Annotated in this window: 17 protein-coding genes; 12 read left to right on the forward strand and 5 right to left on the reverse strand. The window is 64.2% G+C overall.

What is annotated here, in order from left to right; genetic code table 11:
• Positions 1 to 29 precede the first annotated feature (29 nt).
• On the forward strand, positions 30 to 659 hold the full coding sequence (locus HAP48_RS36945; RefSeq protein WP_166204696.1) for a methyltransferase domain-containing protein: 630 nt from the start codon (positions 30 to 32) through the stop codon (positions 657 to 659).
• 61 nt (positions 660 to 720) lie between these two features.
• On the opposite strand, the gene HAP48_RS36950 is transcribed toward HAP48_RS36945, so the two are convergent.
• From HAP48_RS36950 to tyrS, 3 genes are all read right to left on the reverse strand, one after another.
• Positions 721 to 2319, reverse strand: a complete 1599-nt coding sequence (locus HAP48_RS36950; RefSeq protein ID WP_166204697.1) for an alkaline phosphatase family protein — start codon at positions 2317 to 2319, stop codon at positions 721 to 723.
• 197 nt (positions 2320 to 2516) lie between these two features.
• Positions 2517 to 3761, reverse strand: a complete 1245-nt coding sequence (locus HAP48_RS36955; protein WP_166204698.1) for an MFS transporter — start codon at positions 3759 to 3761, stop codon at positions 2517 to 2519.
• Positions 3762 to 3817: 56 nt separating this feature from the next.
• Positions 3818 to 5071, reverse strand: a complete 1254-nt coding sequence (gene tyrS, locus HAP48_RS36960) for a tyrosine--tRNA ligase (protein WP_166204699.1) — start codon at positions 5069 to 5071, stop codon at positions 3818 to 3820.
• A 150-nt stretch (positions 5072 to 5221) separates the two neighbouring features.
• On the opposite strand from tyrS, the gene HAP48_RS36965 reads away from it, so the two are divergent.
• The 3 genes from HAP48_RS36965 (at position 5222) to HAP48_RS36975 (ending at position 7418) form a co-directional block, all read left to right on the forward strand.
• On the forward strand, positions 5222 to 6325 hold the full coding sequence (locus HAP48_RS36965; protein WP_166204700.1) for an anhydro-N-acetylmuramic acid kinase: 1104 nt from the start codon (positions 5222 to 5224) through the stop codon (positions 6323 to 6325).
• Positions 6326 to 6407: 82 nt separating this feature from the next.
• The gene (locus tag HAP48_RS36970; RefSeq protein ID WP_166204701.1) at positions 6408 to 7085 is read left to right on the forward strand and encodes a glutathione S-transferase family protein; all 678 of its coding nucleotides are present in this window, start codon (positions 6408 to 6410) and stop codon (positions 7083 to 7085) included.
• A 3-nt stretch (positions 7086 to 7088) separates the two neighbouring features.
• On the forward strand, positions 7089 to 7418 hold the full coding sequence (locus HAP48_RS36975; RefSeq protein ID WP_166204702.1) for a DMT family transporter: 330 nt from the start codon (positions 7089 to 7091) through the stop codon (positions 7416 to 7418).
• A 98-nt stretch (positions 7419 to 7516) separates the two neighbouring features.
• On the opposite strand, the gene HAP48_RS36980 is transcribed toward HAP48_RS36975, so the two are convergent.
• The gene (locus tag HAP48_RS36980) at positions 7517 to 8164 is read right to left on the reverse strand and encodes an alpha/beta hydrolase (RefSeq protein ID WP_016843213.1); all 648 of its coding nucleotides are present in this window, start codon (positions 8162 to 8164) and stop codon (positions 7517 to 7519) included.
• Positions 8165 to 8680: 516 nt separating this feature from the next.
• Here HAP48_RS36980 and HAP48_RS36985 point away from each other — a divergent pair.
• The 8 genes from HAP48_RS36985 to HAP48_RS37020 all read left to right on the forward strand — a co-directional run bounded on the left by HAP48_RS36985 (position 8681) and on the right by HAP48_RS37020 (position 16256).
• Complete coding sequence (locus tag HAP48_RS36985; protein WP_166215504.1) at positions 8681 to 9838, forward strand: cysteine desulfurase family protein; 1158 nt, start codon at positions 8681 to 8683, stop codon at positions 9836 to 9838.
• Positions 9839 to 9932: 94 nt separating this feature from the next.
• The gene (gene sufB, locus HAP48_RS36990) at positions 9933 to 11429 is read left to right on the forward strand and encodes a Fe-S cluster assembly protein SufB (RefSeq protein ID WP_166204703.1); all 1497 of its coding nucleotides are present in this window, start codon (positions 9933 to 9935) and stop codon (positions 11427 to 11429) included.
• A 61-nt stretch (positions 11430 to 11490) separates the two neighbouring features.
• Positions 11491 to 12243 carry a Fe-S cluster assembly ATPase SufC gene (sufC, locus tag HAP48_RS36995; RefSeq protein ID WP_166204704.1) on the forward strand — a complete coding sequence of 251 codons (753 nt, stop codon included), beginning with the start codon at positions 11491 to 11493 and terminating at the stop codon, positions 12241 to 12243.
• A gap of 19 nt (positions 12244 to 12262) precedes the next feature.
• Positions 12263 to 13585 (forward strand): Fe-S cluster assembly protein SufD, encoded by a 1323-nt coding sequence (sufD, locus tag HAP48_RS37000; protein WP_166204705.1) that lies wholly within the window; start codon positions 12263 to 12265, stop codon positions 13583 to 13585.
• Positions 13582 to 14829, forward strand: coding sequence for a cysteine desulfurase (locus tag HAP48_RS37005; protein ID WP_175612259.1), 1248 nt, complete (start codon positions 13582 to 13584; stop codon positions 14827 to 14829). The genes sufD and HAP48_RS37005 overlap by 4 nt, the downstream gene beginning before the upstream one ends.
• Positions 14826 to 15197, forward strand: a complete 372-nt coding sequence (locus tag HAP48_RS37010; RefSeq protein WP_028342143.1) for an SUF system Fe-S cluster assembly protein — start codon at positions 14826 to 14828, stop codon at positions 15195 to 15197. The genes HAP48_RS37005 and HAP48_RS37010 overlap by 4 nt, the downstream gene beginning before the upstream one ends.
• A gap of 74 nt (positions 15198 to 15271) precedes the next feature.
• A complete protein-coding gene (locus HAP48_RS37015) occupies positions 15272 to 15661 on the forward strand; it encodes a HesB/IscA family protein (protein WP_029083373.1) in 390 nt (129 codons plus the stop codon).
• A gap of 145 nt (positions 15662 to 15806) precedes the next feature.
• Positions 15807 to 16256, forward strand: a complete 450-nt coding sequence (locus tag HAP48_RS37020) for a TfoX/Sxy family protein (protein ID WP_166204706.1) — start codon at positions 15807 to 15809, stop codon at positions 16254 to 16256.
• A gap of 224 nt (positions 16257 to 16480) precedes the next feature.
• Here the strand turns inward: HAP48_RS37020 and HAP48_RS37025 are convergent, their stop codons facing one another.
• Positions 16481 to 17548 (reverse strand): GGDEF domain-containing protein, encoded by a 1068-nt coding sequence (locus HAP48_RS37025; RefSeq protein ID WP_166204707.1) that lies wholly within the window; start codon positions 17546 to 17548, stop codon positions 16481 to 16483.
• Between the last annotated feature and the right edge of the window lie 132 nt (positions 17549 to 17680).

Raw genomic sequence — 17680 nt, forward strand, 5'->3', positions numbered from 1 at the left:
GCATTCCCTCAGCGCACCCGATGGCTCCGATGAAATTGCCGGACATGGCCGACCGGATCATCGATCACTACGAGCATCACGCCGCGGCCTGGGATGCTGATCGGCGCGCGGCCGACTGGAACGACAAGCCGTGGCATGATCGCTTCATCAAGGCGCTGCCTGCCGCGGCTGATGTGCTCGATCTCGGTTGCGGATCGGGTGTCCCGGTCGCCCGGCACATGGCCGAGCACGGGCTTCGCGTCACCGGCGTCGACGCGTCGCCGACTTTCATTGCCCTGTGCCGTGAGCGACTCCCGGAGCATGAATTCGTCGTCGGGGATATGCGGTCGCTGCGGCTTGCCCGTCGATTCGATGGCGTGCTCGCCTGGGACAGCTTTTTCCACCTCACGCCGGACGATCAGCGCGGGATGTTCGACGTGTTCGCCCGGCACGCCGGCCCATCGGCCGTGCTGATGTTCAACAGCGGGCCGCACCATGGCGAAAGCATCGGCGAGTACCGGGGCGATCCGCTCTATCACGCGAGCCTGGAGCCGGACGAATACATGGCGCTGCTCGATGGAATCGGCTTCGACGTCATTGCCCATGTTGTCGAAGACTGGGTCGCCGCAGGCGGCCGTACGGTCTGGCTTGCGCAAAGGCGACTTCACAGAACGGCATAAGAAAGCGGCGCCCGAATGGATCGGGCGCCGCAGATTTAGAGTCTTCCGCAGTCGTTTCGACTCAGCGGTCGAAACCGGGCAGGGCGGTGGTGTGCTCGGCGCGGGCTCCGGTCAGCTTGTTGGGGTTGAGGTGGAGTGCGCGCAGGATCGTGGGTGCGACCTGCTTGTTCTCGACCTTCTCATCAACCACCGCGCCTTCGAAGCCGGGGTTGGCGACGACCAGCAGGACGTGGGTATCGTCGTCGGTGAAGCCGCCGTGCTCGGAGACCTTCTTCGAACTGCCGCTGTAGATCGTGCCATGGAGCGGCTGGATGATGATGTCGGGCGTGCGGCCCTGCGCCGGGTTACCGAATTTGTCCTCCAGCTCGTCGCCGGTATAGATTTTCTCGATCCGGGCCTGGTTCAGGAGGACCTTGTCGTTTTCGAGGATGCCGACGGCCTTCGCGGTCTGGGTGTGATCGGCCAGCCAGATCAGCGAGACGTCGTCGGCAGTCTCCTGCGCCACCTTGACGCCGCCGGCGCTCAAGAGATCGACCGGGTCGACGACGTCGGCATGGCCCATCAGTAGCCTCGGATTGGTGCTGCCCTTCAGCATGTGAAGCTGGTCCACATCGATCGGCGACTGGCCATGCTTCGCACCGACGACAACCAAAGTATTCTTCGTGAGATGCTGCTTGTCGAGCTGATCAAGCATCTGGCCAAGCGAGCTGTCGACGAAGTCGAGCGACAATTCGAGCTGCGCGCTCGGTGTGCCCTTTGCGTCCGTGTAGCCGTCGGCGGTGACCTTCTGTCCGACGCTGACGGCCTGGAAGTTCATGCCCAGGATCGCCGGCACGCCAACCGTCTTGGTCCCGGTGTGGTCGAGGCCCTTGATCCAGTTCAGGACGGCGGTGACCTTCAGATTGTCATAGTAGCGGGTGTAGACCGGGTTCACGGTCCAGTCGTCGCCGGCCTGGGGTGCCGGGATCAACTGGGGTGCGGTGGCAAGCACGGTCGTCGAATTGATCTCGGGCGCGTAGAGCTCATCGAGGCCCTTGCCGGAGGGGCCGCTGATAATCTCATAGGCCGGGTGCTTGTCCGACCAGGCCGTGCGCAGGCCGGCCTCGTGGATGACTTCCATGATCGTCGTGGTGTCGTTCTTCAGGTACGCGTGCGGATAGACCGGCTGGCAAGCGCCGCCGACCTTGCGCAGCGGCAGGTTAGCCGGATTGATGTGGTCGGAATTCGTCGGGCCACCGCCGTCGAGCTTGGTCAGATCGTAATCGAGCGCTTCAAAGTATGTGGCTTCGGTGCCCGGCTTGCCCTGGCAGTTGCTGCCGGGCGGAAACAGGGTCTGGTCGTAGGTGTCGTCGTAAAACACGCCGTGCGTCTTCGGCGAGGCGCCGGTCATGAACGCCAGCAGCCCCGGAAAGGAATCCGACGGGCGGGAGGTGTGCGCATTGGTGTAATGCAGACCATGCCTCAGCAGCTTGGCGAAGGCCGATGTCGGGTGTCCCTTGACATAATGCTGCAGGTCGACCTCGTGCATGCCGTCGACGCTGATCAGAAGCACATGCTCGATGGCGCGATGATCGCGGTCGTCATCGTCGGCACGTGCGGCCGTGCTGAGCGCGCTCGAGCCGAGCAACACTGCAATTGCGAACTTTCCAATTCTATTCATGATGGACGCCCTCCCTGGAGAAATTGGCGTCCTTGAATACCGCTGCGAACACGACGGCGATGTGAAACCGGAATGATAATGCCGTGACTGTCCCGCACTCGAGCGATGCGGCCGGTTCGCCAGAAGAAGCCAGAAGAAAGTGCGTCAAGACAAGAAATCGAGAGCCCCGATTCGATTCAATCGGAACGGAAGCAGCGCTAGCGCCGCAGCGCCGGCACAACCAGGAACGGAATCAGGCCGAGCACCACGTTGACCAACGCGAAGGCGATCAGCGGATTGTAGCTATGGGTCCAGTCGTGGATCAGGCCGCCGCCCCATGAGCCGAGGCCGGAGCCGAGACCGCTGCCGATCATGATGGTGCCGTAGATGGTGCCGACGCGCTCGCCGCGGAAGATCTTTAGCGCGGTCGCGGTGATCAGCGGGCCGCGCGAGCCGATCATGCTGCCGAAGCAGATGATGAAGCCGGTCAGCAGCCAGTAGTTCGGATGCCACTGCAGCAGCCAGAGCAGGATGATGCCGAGGATCGAGACGCCGTAGCTGAACAGCACACTGGGGCGGCGGCCGATGATGCCGTCGAGCGTGGAGACGCCGAGCATGCCGACGAACAGCGCGACACCAGAGAAACCCCAGGCCGTTGCGGCCTGCAGCGGCGGGAAGCCGACATCGATCAAATAGGCGACGATCTGCGCCGTCAGCGCATACATCGCGACCGCCGTGAAGAAGAAGGTGGAGAACAGCGCCCAGAAGGCGTGGTGGCGCATCGCGCCGAGCAGCGTCCAGCCTTCGTCGGCCAGGCTGGTCTCCGCCTTCCTGACGATGTGCGGCGATCCGCCTGCGAGCAGGCGCCACGGCAGCAACACCAGCGGCACAAGGAGGCAGAGCGCACCGACGCCGAACGCCTGATAGGCGTTGCGCCAGCCGATCCGGTCGATCAGGACCTGCGACAGCGGTAGCAGCACCAGCAAGCCGGCACCCATTGCCGAATACATCACCGCCATCGCGGTCGGCAGCCGCGGCCCGAACCAGCGGCCGAGCAGGATCGAGTTCGACACGTTGCCGATCAGCGCGGTGCCGAAACCGACGCAGAGGCCGACGCTGAGCTGGAATTGCCAGAGCTGCTGGGCGCGCGACGCCACCAGGAAGGCGCCGCCGAGCAGCGAGAGGCCGAGCGCATAGACCACGCGCGGGCCCGAGCGGTCGAACAGGCGTCCGACCAGCGGCGCGGCGAGACCGCTGGCGAGCCATGCGAGCGAATAGACCGACACCACCGAGGCGCGATCCCAGCCGAAGTTTTCCGAGATCGGTTTCAGGAACACCGTAAAACTGTCGCTAAGGCCGCGCCCGAGCACCGACAGCACGAAGCACAGCGCCAGCACGTTCAGTGCAACGCGCGCGGATTTCGGCTTCGCGAGCCTGTCGTCGAGGGGGGTGTTCTGGTCCATCGCAAAGGAGGGAGCGCGCTTTCGACACGCCCCGCAACCGACAAATGCGAATGTGCCTATGCAGGCTTCAGCAGCACGTGCCGCTTCTTGCCGAGCGACAGTTTCACCACGCCTTCGGGCGTCAGATTGGCCGACGTCAGCAGCATCTTCTCGTCGGTGACGGCGGCATCGTTGATGCGCAGTCCGCCGCCCTTGATCTGCCGGCGCGCTTCGCCGTTGGAGGCGACGAGCTCGGCCTTGACGAAGGCGGCAAGCACGCCGAGGCCCGCTTCAAATTCGCCGCGCGGAATTTCGACCGTCGGCAAGGTCTCGGCCAGCGCGCCTTCCTCGAAGGTGCGGCGCGCGGTCTCGGCGGCCTCAGCGGCCGCGGCGCGGCCGTGGAGCAGGGCGGTGGCTTCGGTCGCCAGCACCTTCTTCGCCTCGTTGATCTCGCTGCCGCCGAGCGCTGCAAGCTTGTTGATCTCGCTCATCGGCAGGATCGTGAACAGCTTGAGAAACTTGACGACGTCGGCGTCCTCGACATTGCGCCAGTACTGCCAGAAGTCGTACGGCGAGAACTGGTCGGCATTGAGCCACACCGCGCCCTTGGCGGTCTTGCCCATCTTGTCGCCGGAGGCGGTGGTGAGCAGCGGCGTGGTCAGCGCGAACAGCTGCGGCGAGCCCATGCGGCGGCCGAGATCGACGCCGTTGACGATGTTGCCCCACTGGTCGGAGCCGCCCATCTGCAGCCGGCAGCCGGCGCGGCGCGCCAGCTCGACGAAGTCGTAGGCCTGGCAGACCATGTAGTTGAATTCGATGAAGCTCATCTCCTGCTCGCGCTCGAGCCGGAGCCGCACCGAGTCCATGGTCAGCATGCGGTTGACCGAGAAGTGCCGGCCGATGTCGCGCAGCATCTCGATCCAGTTCAATTTCGTCAGCCACTCGGCGTTGTCGAGCATGATGGCGTCGGAATGTCCGTCGCCGTAGCGCAGCACCTTGGCGAACACGCCGCGGATTGAGGCCTTGTTGGCTTCGATTTCCGCGACCGTGCGCATCGCGCGCGTCTCGTCCTTGCCAGAGGGGTCGCCGACCATCGTGGTGCCGCCGCCCATCAGCGTGATCGGCTTGTTGCCGCTTTGCTGCAGCCAGTACAGCATCATCATGGTGAGGAAGTTGCCGATGTGCAGCGACGGCGCGGTGCAGTCGTAGCCGACATAGGCGGTCGCCTCGCCCTTCGCGGCAAGCGCGTCGAGGCCCTCGAAATCGGAGCACTGGTGGACGAAGCCGCGTTCCTGTAGAGTATTCAGGAAATCCGATTTAAATGCAGTCATTTGTCGGCGAGCCAGATCATTCTTGTTTTACGGTTTTTGCATCTATTTGCGGAACCTTGACGCTTAGGCCTCGCAGGCCGCCGCGCAGTGGCATTATAGGATGTACTTGTTTGAGACAAGCCGGGGGTTCCCGGCTGGGGCGCTTCCAAGATGATGTTAACGGCACTCGGTCTGATGAGCGGCACCTCGCTCGACGGGGTCGACGTCGCACTGATCGAGACCGACGGCCGCCAGATCAAGGCCTTCGGACCCTCGGGCTATCGACCCTATACTGACGGCGAGCGCAGCCTGCTGCGCCAGGCGCTGACCGAGGCGGTTCATCTGTCGCGGCGTGACGCCCGGCCGGGGATCTTGCGGCAGGCCGAGCAGGCGGTCACCACGGCCCATGCCGAGGCGGTCGCCAGCTTCACGGCGCAGAACCGGATCTCCGCCCAGGAGATCGACATCGTCGGGTTCCATGGCCAGACCGTGCTGCATCGCCCGGAGCGGAAGCTGACGGTGCAGATCGGTGATGCCCTGGCGCTTGCCAAGGCGATCCACATTCCGGTGATGCATGATTTCCGCGCCGCCGACGTCGAGGCGGGCGGGCAGGGCGCGCCATTCGTGCCGGTCTACCATCGTGCGCTGGCGCAATCGCTGAACCGCGAGGGGCCGATCGTCGTGGTCAATATCGGCGGCGTCTCCAATATCACCTACATCGACGGGGCGGACACGCTGATCGCCTGCGACACCGGGCCGGGCAACGCGCTGCTCGACGACTTCATGTTCCGCCAGATGCATCAGCCGTTCGACACCGCCGGGAAGTTCGCCGCGCTGGGCAAAGCTGACGAGGCCTGGATCGCACAGGCCCTGAGGTTGCCGTTCTTCACGCTGCCGCCGCCGAAATCGCTCGACCGCAACCACTTTGCCAGCCTGAAGCTCGGCGCCGTGGCGCCCGCCGATGGCGCGGCGACGCTGACCGCCTTCACCGCGGCTGCGATCGCCCGCGTCGTGCCGCTGTTGCCGAAGGTGCCGAAGAGCTGGATCGTCTCCGGTGGCGGCGCCTCCAACCTCACGATGATGCGGATGCTGCGCGAACGGCTCGCGCCGGCGATCGTGGAACCCGCCGAGGCGCTGGGCTGGGCCGCGGACGCCATCGAGGCGCAGGCCTTCGGCTTCCTCGCCGCGCGCGGCCTGAAGGGCCTGCCGCTGAGCTATCCCGCCACTACGGGGGTGCCGATCCCGATGACCGGGGGCATCATCGCGCGACCGTGATTTAGATGCAAATGCATCTACCTTGACAGTTCCATGCCGCTGCATTTAATTCGATGCAGTTGCATTGAACGCGAGGTTCGCCATGGCCGCCCTGAAGCTGATCAGCCACAAGCTCTGCCCCTATGTGCAACGCGCGGTGATCGCGCTGCATGAAAAGGGCGTGCCGTTCGAGCGGATCGACATCGATCTCGGCAACAAGCCGGACTGGTTTTTGAAGATCTCGCCGCTCGGCAAGGTGCCGGTGTTGGTCGTGACCCGTGACGACGGCACCGAGGTCGCGCTGTTCGAGAGCAACGTGATCTGCGAGTACATCGAGGAGACGCAGGCCGGCGCCAAGCTGCACCCCAAGGAGGCGCTAGTCCGCGCCGAGCATCGCGCCTGGATGGAGTTCGGCTCGGCCATTCTCGGCGATCTCTGGGGGCTCGAGACCGCAACCGATGCCGCGGCCTTCGAGAGCAAGCGGCAGGCGGTCGTCGCGAAATTCGCGCGGGTCGAGGCGGCGCTGGGTGCGGGGCCGTTCTTCGCAGGCCCAAATTTCAGCCTGGTGGATGCGGTGTTCGCGCCGGTCTTCCGCTACTTCGATCTGTTCGACCAGCTGATCGATCTCGCGGTGTTCACGCATACGCCAAAACTGCGCGCCTGGCGCCGCGCGCTGGCGCAGCGGCCGAGCGTGCGCAGCGCCGTGTCAGCCGACTATCCCGCGCTGCTACACGCATTCCTGGTTAACCACCGCGCGCACATGCTCAAGCTTGCCGCGTAAGCCATGTCGCACTCGGTTGCCTGGATCGCGCTCGTCGTCGCCGGAATGCTTGATGTCGGCTGGGCGATATCGATGAAATACGCCGAAGGTTATACGCGGCTCGGCTGGACGCTGGTCTCGCTGGTGCTGCTCGCCGCCTTCGTGTTCCTGCTCGGGCGCGCGCTGCAGGTGCTCGGCGTCGGCGTCGCCTACACGGTGTGGACCGGCATCGGCGCGGTCGGCACGCTGACCATGGGCGTGCTGTTGTTCAACGAAGCCTTGAACCCGATGAAGGTTGCGGGGATTGCGCTGGTGCTGATCGGCATTGCCGCGTTGAAGTTCGCGCCGGAATAGACGGGGACCGTAGCCCAGATGAGCGAAGCGATATCCGGGGTCTGCGCCGTTGCGACCCGCATGTCGCTTCGCTCATGCGGGCTACATCATGTTCGTCCTCACCGCACGTTGGCGAGGCGCATATCGAGATAGCCGGTCACCGTCTCCATCAACGGCTCGAGCTTGCCGTCGAAGAAGTGGTTGGCGCCGGGGATGACCTGCTGGTCGATCACGATGCCCTTCTGCGTCTTCAGCTTCTCGACCAGCGTGTTGACGTCCTTGGGGGGGACCACGGCATCCTTGTCGCCGTGCACGATCAGGCCCGATGACGGGCAGGGCGCGAGGAACGAGAAATCGTAGAGATTGGCGGGCGGTGCGATCGAGATGAATCCTTCGACCTCCGGCCGGCGCATCAAAAGCTGCATGCCGATCCAGGCGCCGAACGAGAAGCCGGCAACCCAGCAGGCGCGCGCTTCCGGATTGATCGCCTGCGCCCAGTCGAGCGCGCTCGCGGCGTCGGACAATTCGCCGGTGCCGTGATCGAACGAGCCCTGGCTGCGGCCGACGCCACGGAAATTGAACCGCAGCACCGAGAAGCCGCGATGCGCGAACGCGTAGTAGCACTGATAGACGATCTGGTGGTTCATCGTGCCGTGGAACTGCGGATGCGGATGCAGGATCATCGCAATCGGCGCGTTCTTCTGCTTGGCCGGATGATAGCGGCCCTCGAGACGGCCGGCAGGGCCGGTGAAAATGACTTCAGGCATTGCGTTCCCTTGATTGACGTCGATCAATCAACCGGTTGGAGCCATCTTCAGCGACGGGGCGCGAACAAAGCGGCTCATGATGAAAGCGGCGCAGGCACCGCCGGGCGGCACGCTGGAAGGCCTTCTAGCATGACGCAAGGGGCAAAAATCAAGGAAATTGTGCGGCTTGGCGGGAGTGAATCCGTTTCGTGACGTGCGCACAGCGGGCGCGTCTGCGGCGCTTTTGTGGATCAAAAGCGCCGTCGAATCATGGCGCTGGAACGTGCGATCAGCGAGGCTTGATCCTTGCGCGGTCGCTTCGCTGGTTTCACGCGGTGGAATGGCTACCTGAAGCTTCAGTTTGTCATATTGCTATCGCGCTCGGGGAGCCGTCAGTGTCTTGCCCGGCAACAAGACGAGGCTCCGGACGAGTGTGAAAAATCTCGCCTGCCGGTGACTCCGATCTGGTCTCGGTGCCTGACTGTCGTTATGTCGCAGTGGAAGGCCGCAACCATGATGGTTCGGCGGACAGATTGCATGGCCGAGCGCGTCTATCTCGACTGGAATGCCACCACGCCGCTTCGCGCCGAGGCGAAAGCGGCGATGGCCGCCGCGTGGGAATTGAGCGGCAATCCGTCCTCGGTGCACAGCGAGGGCAGGCGGGCGCGACGGCTGGTCGAGGATGCCCGCGATGCGGTGGCGAAGGCGGTCGGCCGCCGCGCGCAGGACGTGGTGTTTCTCTCCGGCGGGACCGAGGCCAATGCGCTGGCGCTAACGCCGGGATTGCGCCGTGCGGCGAGCGCGCCGGTGCGGCGGCTCCTGGTGTCGGCGATCGAGCATGCGTCGGTGCTGGCGGGCGGGCGATTTTCGCCGGATGCGATCTCCGCAATCCATGTCACGCGCGCTGGCGTGATCGATCTCGATCATCTGCGCGCGCTGCTGGCGGAGGGGCCGCCTGCGCTGGTCTCGGTGATGCTGGCAAACAACGAGACCGGCGCCATTCAGCCGATGGCTGACGTCGCCGGGATCGTCCATGCGGCCGGCGGGCTGCTGCATGTCGACGCGATCCAGGCGTTCGGCAAGATCCCGTTCGATCTGGCCTCGACGCAGGCCGATCTCGTGACGCTGTCGGCGCACAAGATCGGCGGACCGAAGGGCACCGGCGCGCTGGTGCTCGCAGATGGCGTCGAGGGACTGGAGGCGTTTCTGCGCGGCGGCGGACAGGAGCATGGGCGGCGGGCAGGGACCGAGAACGTCGCCGGGATCGCCGGGTATGGTGCGGCCGTGAAGGCCGCGATGGCAGCGCTGAAGGCCGACGCCGCTCGCGTCAGAGGGCTGCGCGACCGGCTCGAGCACGGTCTGCGGCAGACGGCGGGCTTGCTGGTCTTCTCCGATGACGTTAAAAGGTTGCCAAATACCGTTCTTTTCACGGCGCCCGGGATGAAGGCCGAGACGGCGGTCATCGGATTCGACCTCGCGGGCGTAGCGGTCTCCTCCGGTTCCGCCTGCTCGTCGGGCAAGGTCCAGCCGTCCCATGTCCTGGAGGCAATGGGATACCGTTCTGACGTCTCCCAGGGAGCGGTGCGGCTTAGTCTTGGCTGGTCTACCACGGAGACAGACGTGGATTTGGCCCTCAAGGCTTGGCGAAAGCTCGCCGATACCTTAGTTAGAGGGGAACGACGAAACACAGCTTGAACTGTTCTAAGCCGATTTCGTCGTCAAAGCTTCGTAAGAGATTTTCGGAACTTGAGATCCACCGCGGTCCTTGAAACCGCGAGCGGAGGATTGAATGCCTGCTGTACAAGAGACGGTCGAGCGCGTCCGGCGCATCGACGTCGACCAGTATCGATATGGGTTTGAGACGCAGATCGAGTCCGACAAGGCCCCGAAGGGGCTGTCGGAAGACACCGTCCGCTTCATCTCTGCAAAGAAGAATGAGCCGGCCTGGATGCTGGAATGGCGCCTGGAGGCGTATCGCCGCTGGCTGACCATGACCGAGCCGACCTGGGCGCGCGTCAACTATCCAAAAATCGACTATCAGGACATCTACTACTACGCGGCGCCGAAGCCGAAGAAGACGCTGTCCTCGATCGACGAGATCGATCCGGAAATCCTCAAGACCTACGAGAAGCTCGGCATTCCCTTGCGCGAGGTCGCGATCCTCGAGGGCGTCGAGCCGCCGCCCGGCGGCCCGCCGTCGCCCAGCCGCAAGATCGCGGTCGACGCCGTGTTCGATTCGGTTTCGGTGGCGACCACCTTCCAGAAGGAGCTGAAGGCGGCCGGCGTGATCTTCATGCCGATCTCGGAGGCGATCCGCGAGCATCCCGAGTTGGTGCAGAAATATCTCGGCACCGTGGTGCCGACCACGGACAATTATTTCGCGACGCTGAATTCGGCGGTGTTCTCCGACGGCTCGTTCGTCTACGTGCCGCCGGGCGTGCGCTGCCCGATGGAGCTGTCGACCTATTTCCGCATCAACGAGCGCAACACCGGCCAGTTCGAGCGCACGCTGATCATCGCCGACAAGGGCTCCTACGTCTCCTATCTCGAAGGCTGCACCGCGCCGCAGCGCGACGAGAACCAGTTGCACGCCGCCGTGGTCGAACTGGTCACGCTCGACGATGCCGAGATCAAGTATTCGACGGTGCAGAACTGGTACCCCGGCAATTCCGAGGGCAAGGGCGGCATCTACAATTTCGTCACCAAGCGCGGCGACTGCCGCGGCAGGAATTCCAAGATTTCCTGGACCCAGGTCGAGACCGGCTCGGCGATCACCTGGAAATACCCGAGCTGCATCCTGCGCGGCGACAATTCGAGCGGCGAGTTCTACTCGATCGCGATCTCGAACGGCTTCCAGCAGGTCGATAGCGGCACCAAGATGATCCACCTCGGCAAGAACACGTCGAGCCGGATCATCTCCAAGGGCATCGCCGCCGGCAGGTCGCAGAACACCTATCGCGGCCTCGTCAGTGCGCACCGCAAAGCCACCGGCGCGCGCAACTACACCGCCTGCGATTCGCTGCTGATCGGCGACAAATGCGGCGCGCACACCGTGCCCTATGTCGAGGCCAAGAACTCCTCGGCAACGTTCGAGCATGAAGCGACCACGTCGAAGATCTCCGAGGACGTGCTGTTCTACTGCGTCCAGCGCGGGCTCTCGCAGGAAGAAGCCGTCGGCCTCGTCGTCAACGGCTTCGTGAAGGACGTGCTGCAGCAACTGCCGATGGAATTTGCGGTGGAAGCGCAGAAGCTGATCTCGATCAGCCTTGAAGGTTCGGTTGGCTAATCCATCCCGCTTGAGGGCGCGGCCGACGCGCTCTTTGCGGATGATGCTCAGGAAAAATCTGATGTCTTTGCTTGAAGTGAAAGATCTGAAGGTTCGTGTCGAGGAGCGTGAGATCCTCCACGGGCTGTCGCTCACAGTGAACCCGGGCGAGGTGCACGCGATCATGGGGCCGAACGGCTCCGGCAAGTCGACGCTGTCCCACGTCATCGCGGGCAAGCCGGGCTATGAAGTGACCGGCGGGCAAATCCTGTTCAGGGGCGAGGACCTGCTGGAGATGGCTCCTAACGAGCGCGCCGCCAAGGGCGTGTTCCTGGCGTTCCAGTATCCGGTCGAGATCCCCGGCGTCACCACCTGGAACTTCCTGCATGCGGCGCTCAACGCGCAGCGCAAGGCGCGCGGCGAGGACGAGATCTCGTCGCCGGCGTTCCTCAAGAAGGTCCGCGAAGTGGCGAAGCAGCTCAGCATCCCGCAGGACATGCTGAAGCGCGGCGTCAATGTCGGCTTCTCCGGCGGTGAGAAGAAGCGCAACGAGATTTTGCAGATGGCGCTGTTCGAGCCGGCCGTCTGCATCCTCGACGAAATGGATTCCGGCCTCGACATCGACGCGTTGCGGATTGCCGCCGACGGCGTCAACGCGCTGCGCTCGCCGGAGCGCGCGATGGTCGTGATCACCCACTATCAGCGGCTGCTCAACTACATCGTACCCGATGTCGTGCACGTGATGTCGAAGGGCCGGGTGGTGAAGAGCGGCGGCAAGGAACTGGCGCTGGAGCTGGAAGAGTCCGGTTACGCGCAGTTCGAAGACGCTGCCTGATCAGGTTACGGGTTTTCATATGAACGTTGTAGCAAAGACCGAGACCGGACGCGCACTGGGCGATGCTTTCGCCGTGGTGTGCGACCGTCTGCCGGGCAAGGGCATGATCGCCGATCAGCGCCGCCAGGCGTTCGAGGCCTATGAACGATCAGGCCTGCCGCATCGCCGGATCGAGGACTGGAAATACACCGACCTGCGCGCCTTGATGCGCGAAGTGCTGCCGCTCGCGCCGGCGCCCGATGCGGCCGGGCTGGACCGCGCGGCTGCTGCCGTCAAGTTGCGGGCGATCGACGGCGTACGCCGCCTGGTGCTGGTCGGTGGCGCCTTCGCGCCTGATCTGTCCGATCTCGGCGGTCTCGAGAAGGGGCTCAGCATCCGCGCGCTGCGCGAGGTGCTCGAGGCCAGCGATGGCGGGCTCTCCGCCCAGGCCTTTGCCTCCGACATCTCCAATCCGATGATCGCGCTGAATGGCGCGATGGCGACCGATGGCGTCGTCATCGAGATCGCTGACGGCACTGTGCTGTCGCAGCCGCTGCACATCGTCCACGTCGCATCAGGCGCGACGCCGGCCTCGACGTTCACGCGGTCGCTGCTCCGGCTCGGCCGCGACACCGGCGTGACGCTGGTGGAGAGCTATCTCGCGGGCGAAGGCGCCAAGGCCTACCAGACCCATGACGGGCTGATCGTTGCGATCGGCGACAATGCGCGGCTCGATCACGTCAGGCTGGTCGAGGACTCCATCGACGCGTTCAACATTTCCTCGGCGACCGTTACGCTCGGCGCGCATGCCCATTTCAATACGTTCGGCCTGACCTCGGGCGGCCATGTCAGCCGCTACCAGCTGACGATCACCTGTGCCGGTGAGGGCTCGACGGTCGAGACTAACGGCGTCAATCTGATCAACGGCAAGCAGCACGCCGACACCACGCTGTTCATGGATCACGCGGTGCCGCACTGCGCGAGCCGCGAGATCTTCCGTGCCGTCGTCGACGACCGCGCCCATTCCGTGTTCCAGGGCCGCATCATCGTCCGCCCGGATGCCCAGAAGACCGACGCCAAGATGATGACCCGCGCGCTTTTGCTGTCCGACGACGCGGAAGCCGACAACAAGCCCGAGCTCGAGATCTTCGCCGACGACGTCACCTGCGGCCATGGTGCGACCACCGGCGCGCTGGACGAGAGCCTGCTATTCTACATGCGCGCCCGCGGACTGCCCGAGAAGGAGGCGCAGGCGCTTCTGATTCAGGCCTTCGTCGGCGAGGCGATCGAGACGATTGCCAGCGACGCGCTGCGCGAGGTCGCAATTGCCACCGCGCAGCGTTGGCTTCAGGCGAGGGCGTGAGCATGCACAAGGCGGTCGCCAACGGCTCTTACGACGTCGCCTTGGTGCGGCAGGACTTCCCGGCGCTCGCCATGCAGATCTACGGCAAGCCGCTGGTCTATCTCGACAACGCCGCCTCGGCGCAGAAGCCGAATGCGGTGCTCGACCGCATGACCGAGGCCTACAAGAGCGAATACGCCAACGTGCATCGCGGCCTGCATTACCTCGCCAATGCCGCGACGGAGGCCTATGAAGGCGCCCGCGACAAGGTCGCTAAGTTCATCAATGCCCGCCGCAGTGAAGAGATTGTCTTCACCCGCAATGTCACCGAAGCGATCAACCTGGTGGCGTCGTCCTGGGGCGGGGTGAACATCAAGGAGGGCGACGAGATCGTCCTCTCGATCATGGAGCACCACTCCAACATCGTGCCGTGGCACTTCCTCAGGGAGCGCCATGGTGCCGTCATCAAATGGGCGCCGGTCGACGACGAGGGCAATTTCCTGATCGAGGAGTTCGAGAAGCTCCTGACGCCGCGCACCAAGATCGTCGCGATCACCCAGATGTCGAACGCGCTCGGCACGCTGGTTCCGGTCAAGGAGGTGGTGCGGCTCGCCCATGCCCGCGGCATTCCGGTGCTGGTCGACGGCGCGCAGGGCGCGGTGCATCTGCCTGTCGACGTCCAGGACCTCGATTGCGATTTCTATGCCTTCACCGGCCACAAGGTGTACGGGCCGACCGGCATCGGCGCGCTCTACGCCAAGCACGAGCATCTGGTGGCGATGCGGCCGTTCAACGGCGGTGGCGAGATGATCCGCGAGGTCGCCAAGGACTGGGTCACCTATGGCGATCCGCCGCACAAGTTCGAGGCCGGGACGCCGCCGATCGTCGAGGCGATCGGGCTCGGTGCCGCGATCGACTACGTCAATTCGATCGGCAAGGAGCGCATCGCCGCGCATGAGCATGAGCTGCTCACCTATGCGCAGGAGCGGTTGCGCGAGATCAATTCGCTGCGCCTGATCGGCACCGCCCGCAACAAGGGCCCGGTGATCTCCTTTGAGATGAAGGGCGCGCATGCCCACGACGTCGCGACCGTAATCGACCGTCAGGGCATCGCGGTGCGCGCCGGCACCCATTGCGTGATGCCGCTTTTAGAGCGGTTCAACGTGACGGCCACCTGCCGCGCATCCTTCGGGATGTATAATACAAGGGAAGAAGTCGACCATCTGGCGCAGGCGCTGATCAAGGCGCGGGAACTGTTCGCATGACCGATACAGCCGAAGTCAAGACGGCCACCATGGAAACCACCTCGGCACTGCCCGCGGAGGAGACCGAGCGCATGAGCGGCGAGATCGTCGCCGCGCTGAAGACGGTGTTCGACCCGGAAATCCCGGCCGACATCTACGAGCTCGGCCTGATCTACAAGGTCGACCTGAAGGATGATCGCTCCGTCGACATCCTGATGACGCTGACCACGCCGAACTGCCCGGCCGCGGGCGAGCTGCCGCAGATGGTCGAGAACGCGGTGGCCAGCGTTCCCGGCGTCGGCGTCGTCAACGTCAATCTGGTGTGGGATCCGGCCTGGACGCCGGACCGGATGTCGGACGAGGCGCGCCTCGTCCTCAATATGTGGTGATGCGTTAGGGAACTAGACTTAGGCTCAAGAAAAACGGCAATTGATTTGCCGCTGGGACTGACCACATGAGTGACATGACGCAAGCTTCACCAACCCCAGCCAAGCCGAAGCGGCCGCGCCCGCAGGTCATGAAATTGACCGATGCCGCGGCGGAGCGGATCACCGAGCTGACCAAGCGCGCCGATTCCGAGATCGTCGGCCTGCGCGTCGGCATCAAGAACGGCGGCTGCGCCGGACAATCCTATACCGTCGAATACGCCCACGAGATCCGTCCGACCGACGAAGTGGTCGAGGACAAGGGCGTGAAGATCCTGGTCGATCCGAAGGCCGTGCTGTTCCTGCTCGGCACCGAGATGGACTACAAGGCCGACAAGATGCAGGCCCAGTTCGTGTTCAACAACCCGAACCAGGTCTCCGCCTGCGGCTGCGGCGAATCGGTGCAGCTCAAGCCGGCCACCGTCTGATTCTTTCGTGTCCCGGACGCGCTGCGGCGTGTAGCGCCGCATCGCAGAGCCGGGACCCATCCCTCAGTTGCGCAACGGCCGATGGGCCCCGGCTCTGCAGCGCATCGTTCCACGCTGCGCTGCGTCCGGGGCACGAGGCAGGCACATGGACCGTGAATTCCTGAGCGACCTGTTCGCCGATTTCGGCCCGGTCACGCTGCGCCGGATGTTCTCCGGCTACGGCATCTCCGCTGACGGCACCAATTTCGCGCTCGCGCTGCGTGCCGGGCTCTACTTCAGTGCCGACGAGGAGACCATCCCGCAATTCGAGGCCGAAGGCTGCGGGCCGTTCCAGTACCAGACGCGGTCGAAGACGGTCACGGTGAATTCGTACTGGCAGCTGCCGGCGCGGTTGTTCGATGATTCCGAGGAGCTCGCGGTCTGGGCGCGCTCGGCGCTCGGCGCTGCCCAGCGCGCCGAGCTGCGCAAGCGGCCACGGAAACGACCGGTTGCGCGGACGGCGAAGGCGCCTGCGAAGAAAGTTTCCGCGAAGAAGACTGCTGCCAAGAAGGCTGCGGTGAAGAAGACCGCGGCGAAGCGACCTTCAAAGAAGTGAGTACAAAAGAAGAAGAGGTCGTCATCCTGATGTGAAGCTTTGTCCGCATCCACTGTTGTCGTCGCCCGGCTCGACCGGGCGACCCAGTACGCCGCGGCCTATCGGCTCAAGCACGACCGTCTCTGGAATACTGGATCACCCGCATGCGCGGGTGATGACGCTGAGCAAGCTGAGTAAGCCAATTCCGTCATCCTGAGCGCGCGTCTCGAAGGATGGCGGACAGATCACGCCACGCGGGTCTGGGTCTCGGCGCTGTATTCCGGATCGGTCTCGCAGATCACGCGGTTGCGCCCGGCGCGCTTGGCGGCATAGAGGCAGGCGTCGGCACGCTCGATCAGTGAATCCGTGTCGTCGCCCTGTTTCAGCATGGAGACGCCGACCGAGATCGTGACACGGCCGAGGATCTCGCCGGTCGACTTCTTCTTCAGTTCCTTGGCCATCACGGCGCGGCGGATGTGGTCGGCGACCGTCAGCGCCTGGCGCAGCGCGGTGTTGGGCAGCACGACAGCGAATTCCTCGCCGCCATAGCGCGCGGTGATGTCCTGGCCCTTGATGGTCTGCTTCAACGACTGCGCCACCAGCCGCAGCACCTGGTCGCCGGTGAGGTGGCCGTAGGAGTCGTTGAACGACTTGAAGTGATCGATGTCGAACATCAGGAGCGACAGCGGTTCGCTGCTGGCGAGCGCAGTCTGCACCGCCATGTCGATCGAGCGGTCGAAATATTTGCGGTTGCCGAGGCCGGTCAGCGGATCGGTCAGGCTCTCGGCGCGGATCGCCTCGAGGCTGTGCTGCAGGTCGCTGATCTCGGATTTCGACAGTGCGAGCCGGTTCTCCAGCGCCTGGTTGGTCTCGCGCATCTCGCGGGTAGATTTCGCCAGACTGTCGACGATGGCCTTGATGTGATCGCGGGTGGTCGCGGTCGCAAGCTTGCTGGTGGCGCCGACCAGGCTCGCATCATATGTGGCCGACACACCAAGCGCATCGGTGATCAGCTTCATGACGGCGTCGATCTCGCCGATGACGCGCGCGCCGACCTGGTCGATGCGGTCCGACGTCTTGATGTGCGAGAGGTAGGTTTCGTAGATCTGCTCGAGGTCGGATTCGCTGAGCTTGCCGCTGCGCGCCAGCGTCTCGTTGATGACCTTGTTGAGCGGAGCGTTGTAGCCGGTCGCGTAGACGTACCAGATTTCGTAGTTGCGGGGGACGGCGGTCTGGCGAAGCGAGCGAATCTGGCCAAGCGCGACTTCGGCAAAGGCCAATGTACGTTCTTGTTCGTCCAGCAGCTTAACCACTGTTACGTCCCCAATGCACAATGCCGATTGTGTCCGGCTGCAATAACTAAACTATTGGCGGGAGGGTACGGGACGAGAGTGAAGGCAAGGTAAATAGTGGAACTACGGGGATTTGGCTGCGACGATCGTCGG

The organism is Bradyrhizobium septentrionale (genome assembly GCF_011516645.4).
GTDB classification, from domain to species: Bacteria; Pseudomonadota; Alphaproteobacteria; order Rhizobiales; family Xanthobacteraceae; genus Bradyrhizobium; species Bradyrhizobium septentrionale.

Bases quoted from the DNA above. Each gene is read 5' to 3' on its own strand.
- HAP48_RS36945 (WP_166204696.1), top strand. From the start codon at position 30: ATGAAATTGCCGGACATGGCCGACCGGATCATCGATCACTACGAGCAT.
- HAP48_RS36950 (WP_166204697.1), bottom strand. From the start codon at position 2,319: ATGAATAGAATTGGAAAGTTCGCAATTGCAGTGTTGCTCGGCTCGAGC.
- HAP48_RS36955 (WP_166204698.1), bottom strand. From the start codon at position 3,761: ATGGACCAGAACACCCCCCTCGACGACAGGCTCGCGAAGCCGAAATCC.
- tyrS (WP_166204699.1), bottom strand. From the start codon at position 5,071: ATGACTGCATTTAAATCGGATTTCCTGAATACTCTACAGGAACGCGGC.
- HAP48_RS36965 (WP_166204700.1), top strand. From the start codon at position 5,222: ATGATGTTAACGGCACTCGGTCTGATGAGCGGCACCTCGCTCGACGGG.
- HAP48_RS36970 (WP_166204701.1), top strand. From the start codon at position 6,408: ATGGCCGCCCTGAAGCTGATCAGCCACAAGCTCTGCCCCTATGTGCAA.
- HAP48_RS36975 (WP_166204702.1), top strand. From the start codon at position 7,089: ATGTCGCACTCGGTTGCCTGGATCGCGCTCGTCGTCGCCGGAATGCTT.
- HAP48_RS36980 (WP_016843213.1), bottom strand. From the start codon at position 8,164: ATGCCTGAAGTCATTTTCACCGGCCCTGCCGGCCGTCTCGAGGGCCGC.
- HAP48_RS36985 (WP_166215504.1), top strand. From the start codon at position 8,681: ATGGCCGAGCGCGTCTATCTCGACTGGAATGCCACCACGCCGCTTCGC.
- sufB (WP_166204703.1), top strand. From the start codon at position 9,933: ATGCCTGCTGTACAAGAGACGGTCGAGCGCGTCCGGCGCATCGACGTC.
- sufC (WP_166204704.1), top strand. From the start codon at position 11,491: ATGTCTTTGCTTGAAGTGAAAGATCTGAAGGTTCGTGTCGAGGAGCGT.
- sufD (WP_166204705.1), top strand. From the start codon at position 12,263: ATGAACGTTGTAGCAAAGACCGAGACCGGACGCGCACTGGGCGATGCT.
- HAP48_RS37010 (WP_028342143.1), top strand. From the start codon at position 14,826: ATGACCGATACAGCCGAAGTCAAGACGGCCACCATGGAAACCACCTCG.
- HAP48_RS37015 (WP_029083373.1), top strand. From the start codon at position 15,272: ATGACGCAAGCTTCACCAACCCCAGCCAAGCCGAAGCGGCCGCGCCCG.
- HAP48_RS37020 (WP_166204706.1), top strand. From the start codon at position 15,807: ATGGACCGTGAATTCCTGAGCGACCTGTTCGCCGATTTCGGCCCGGTC.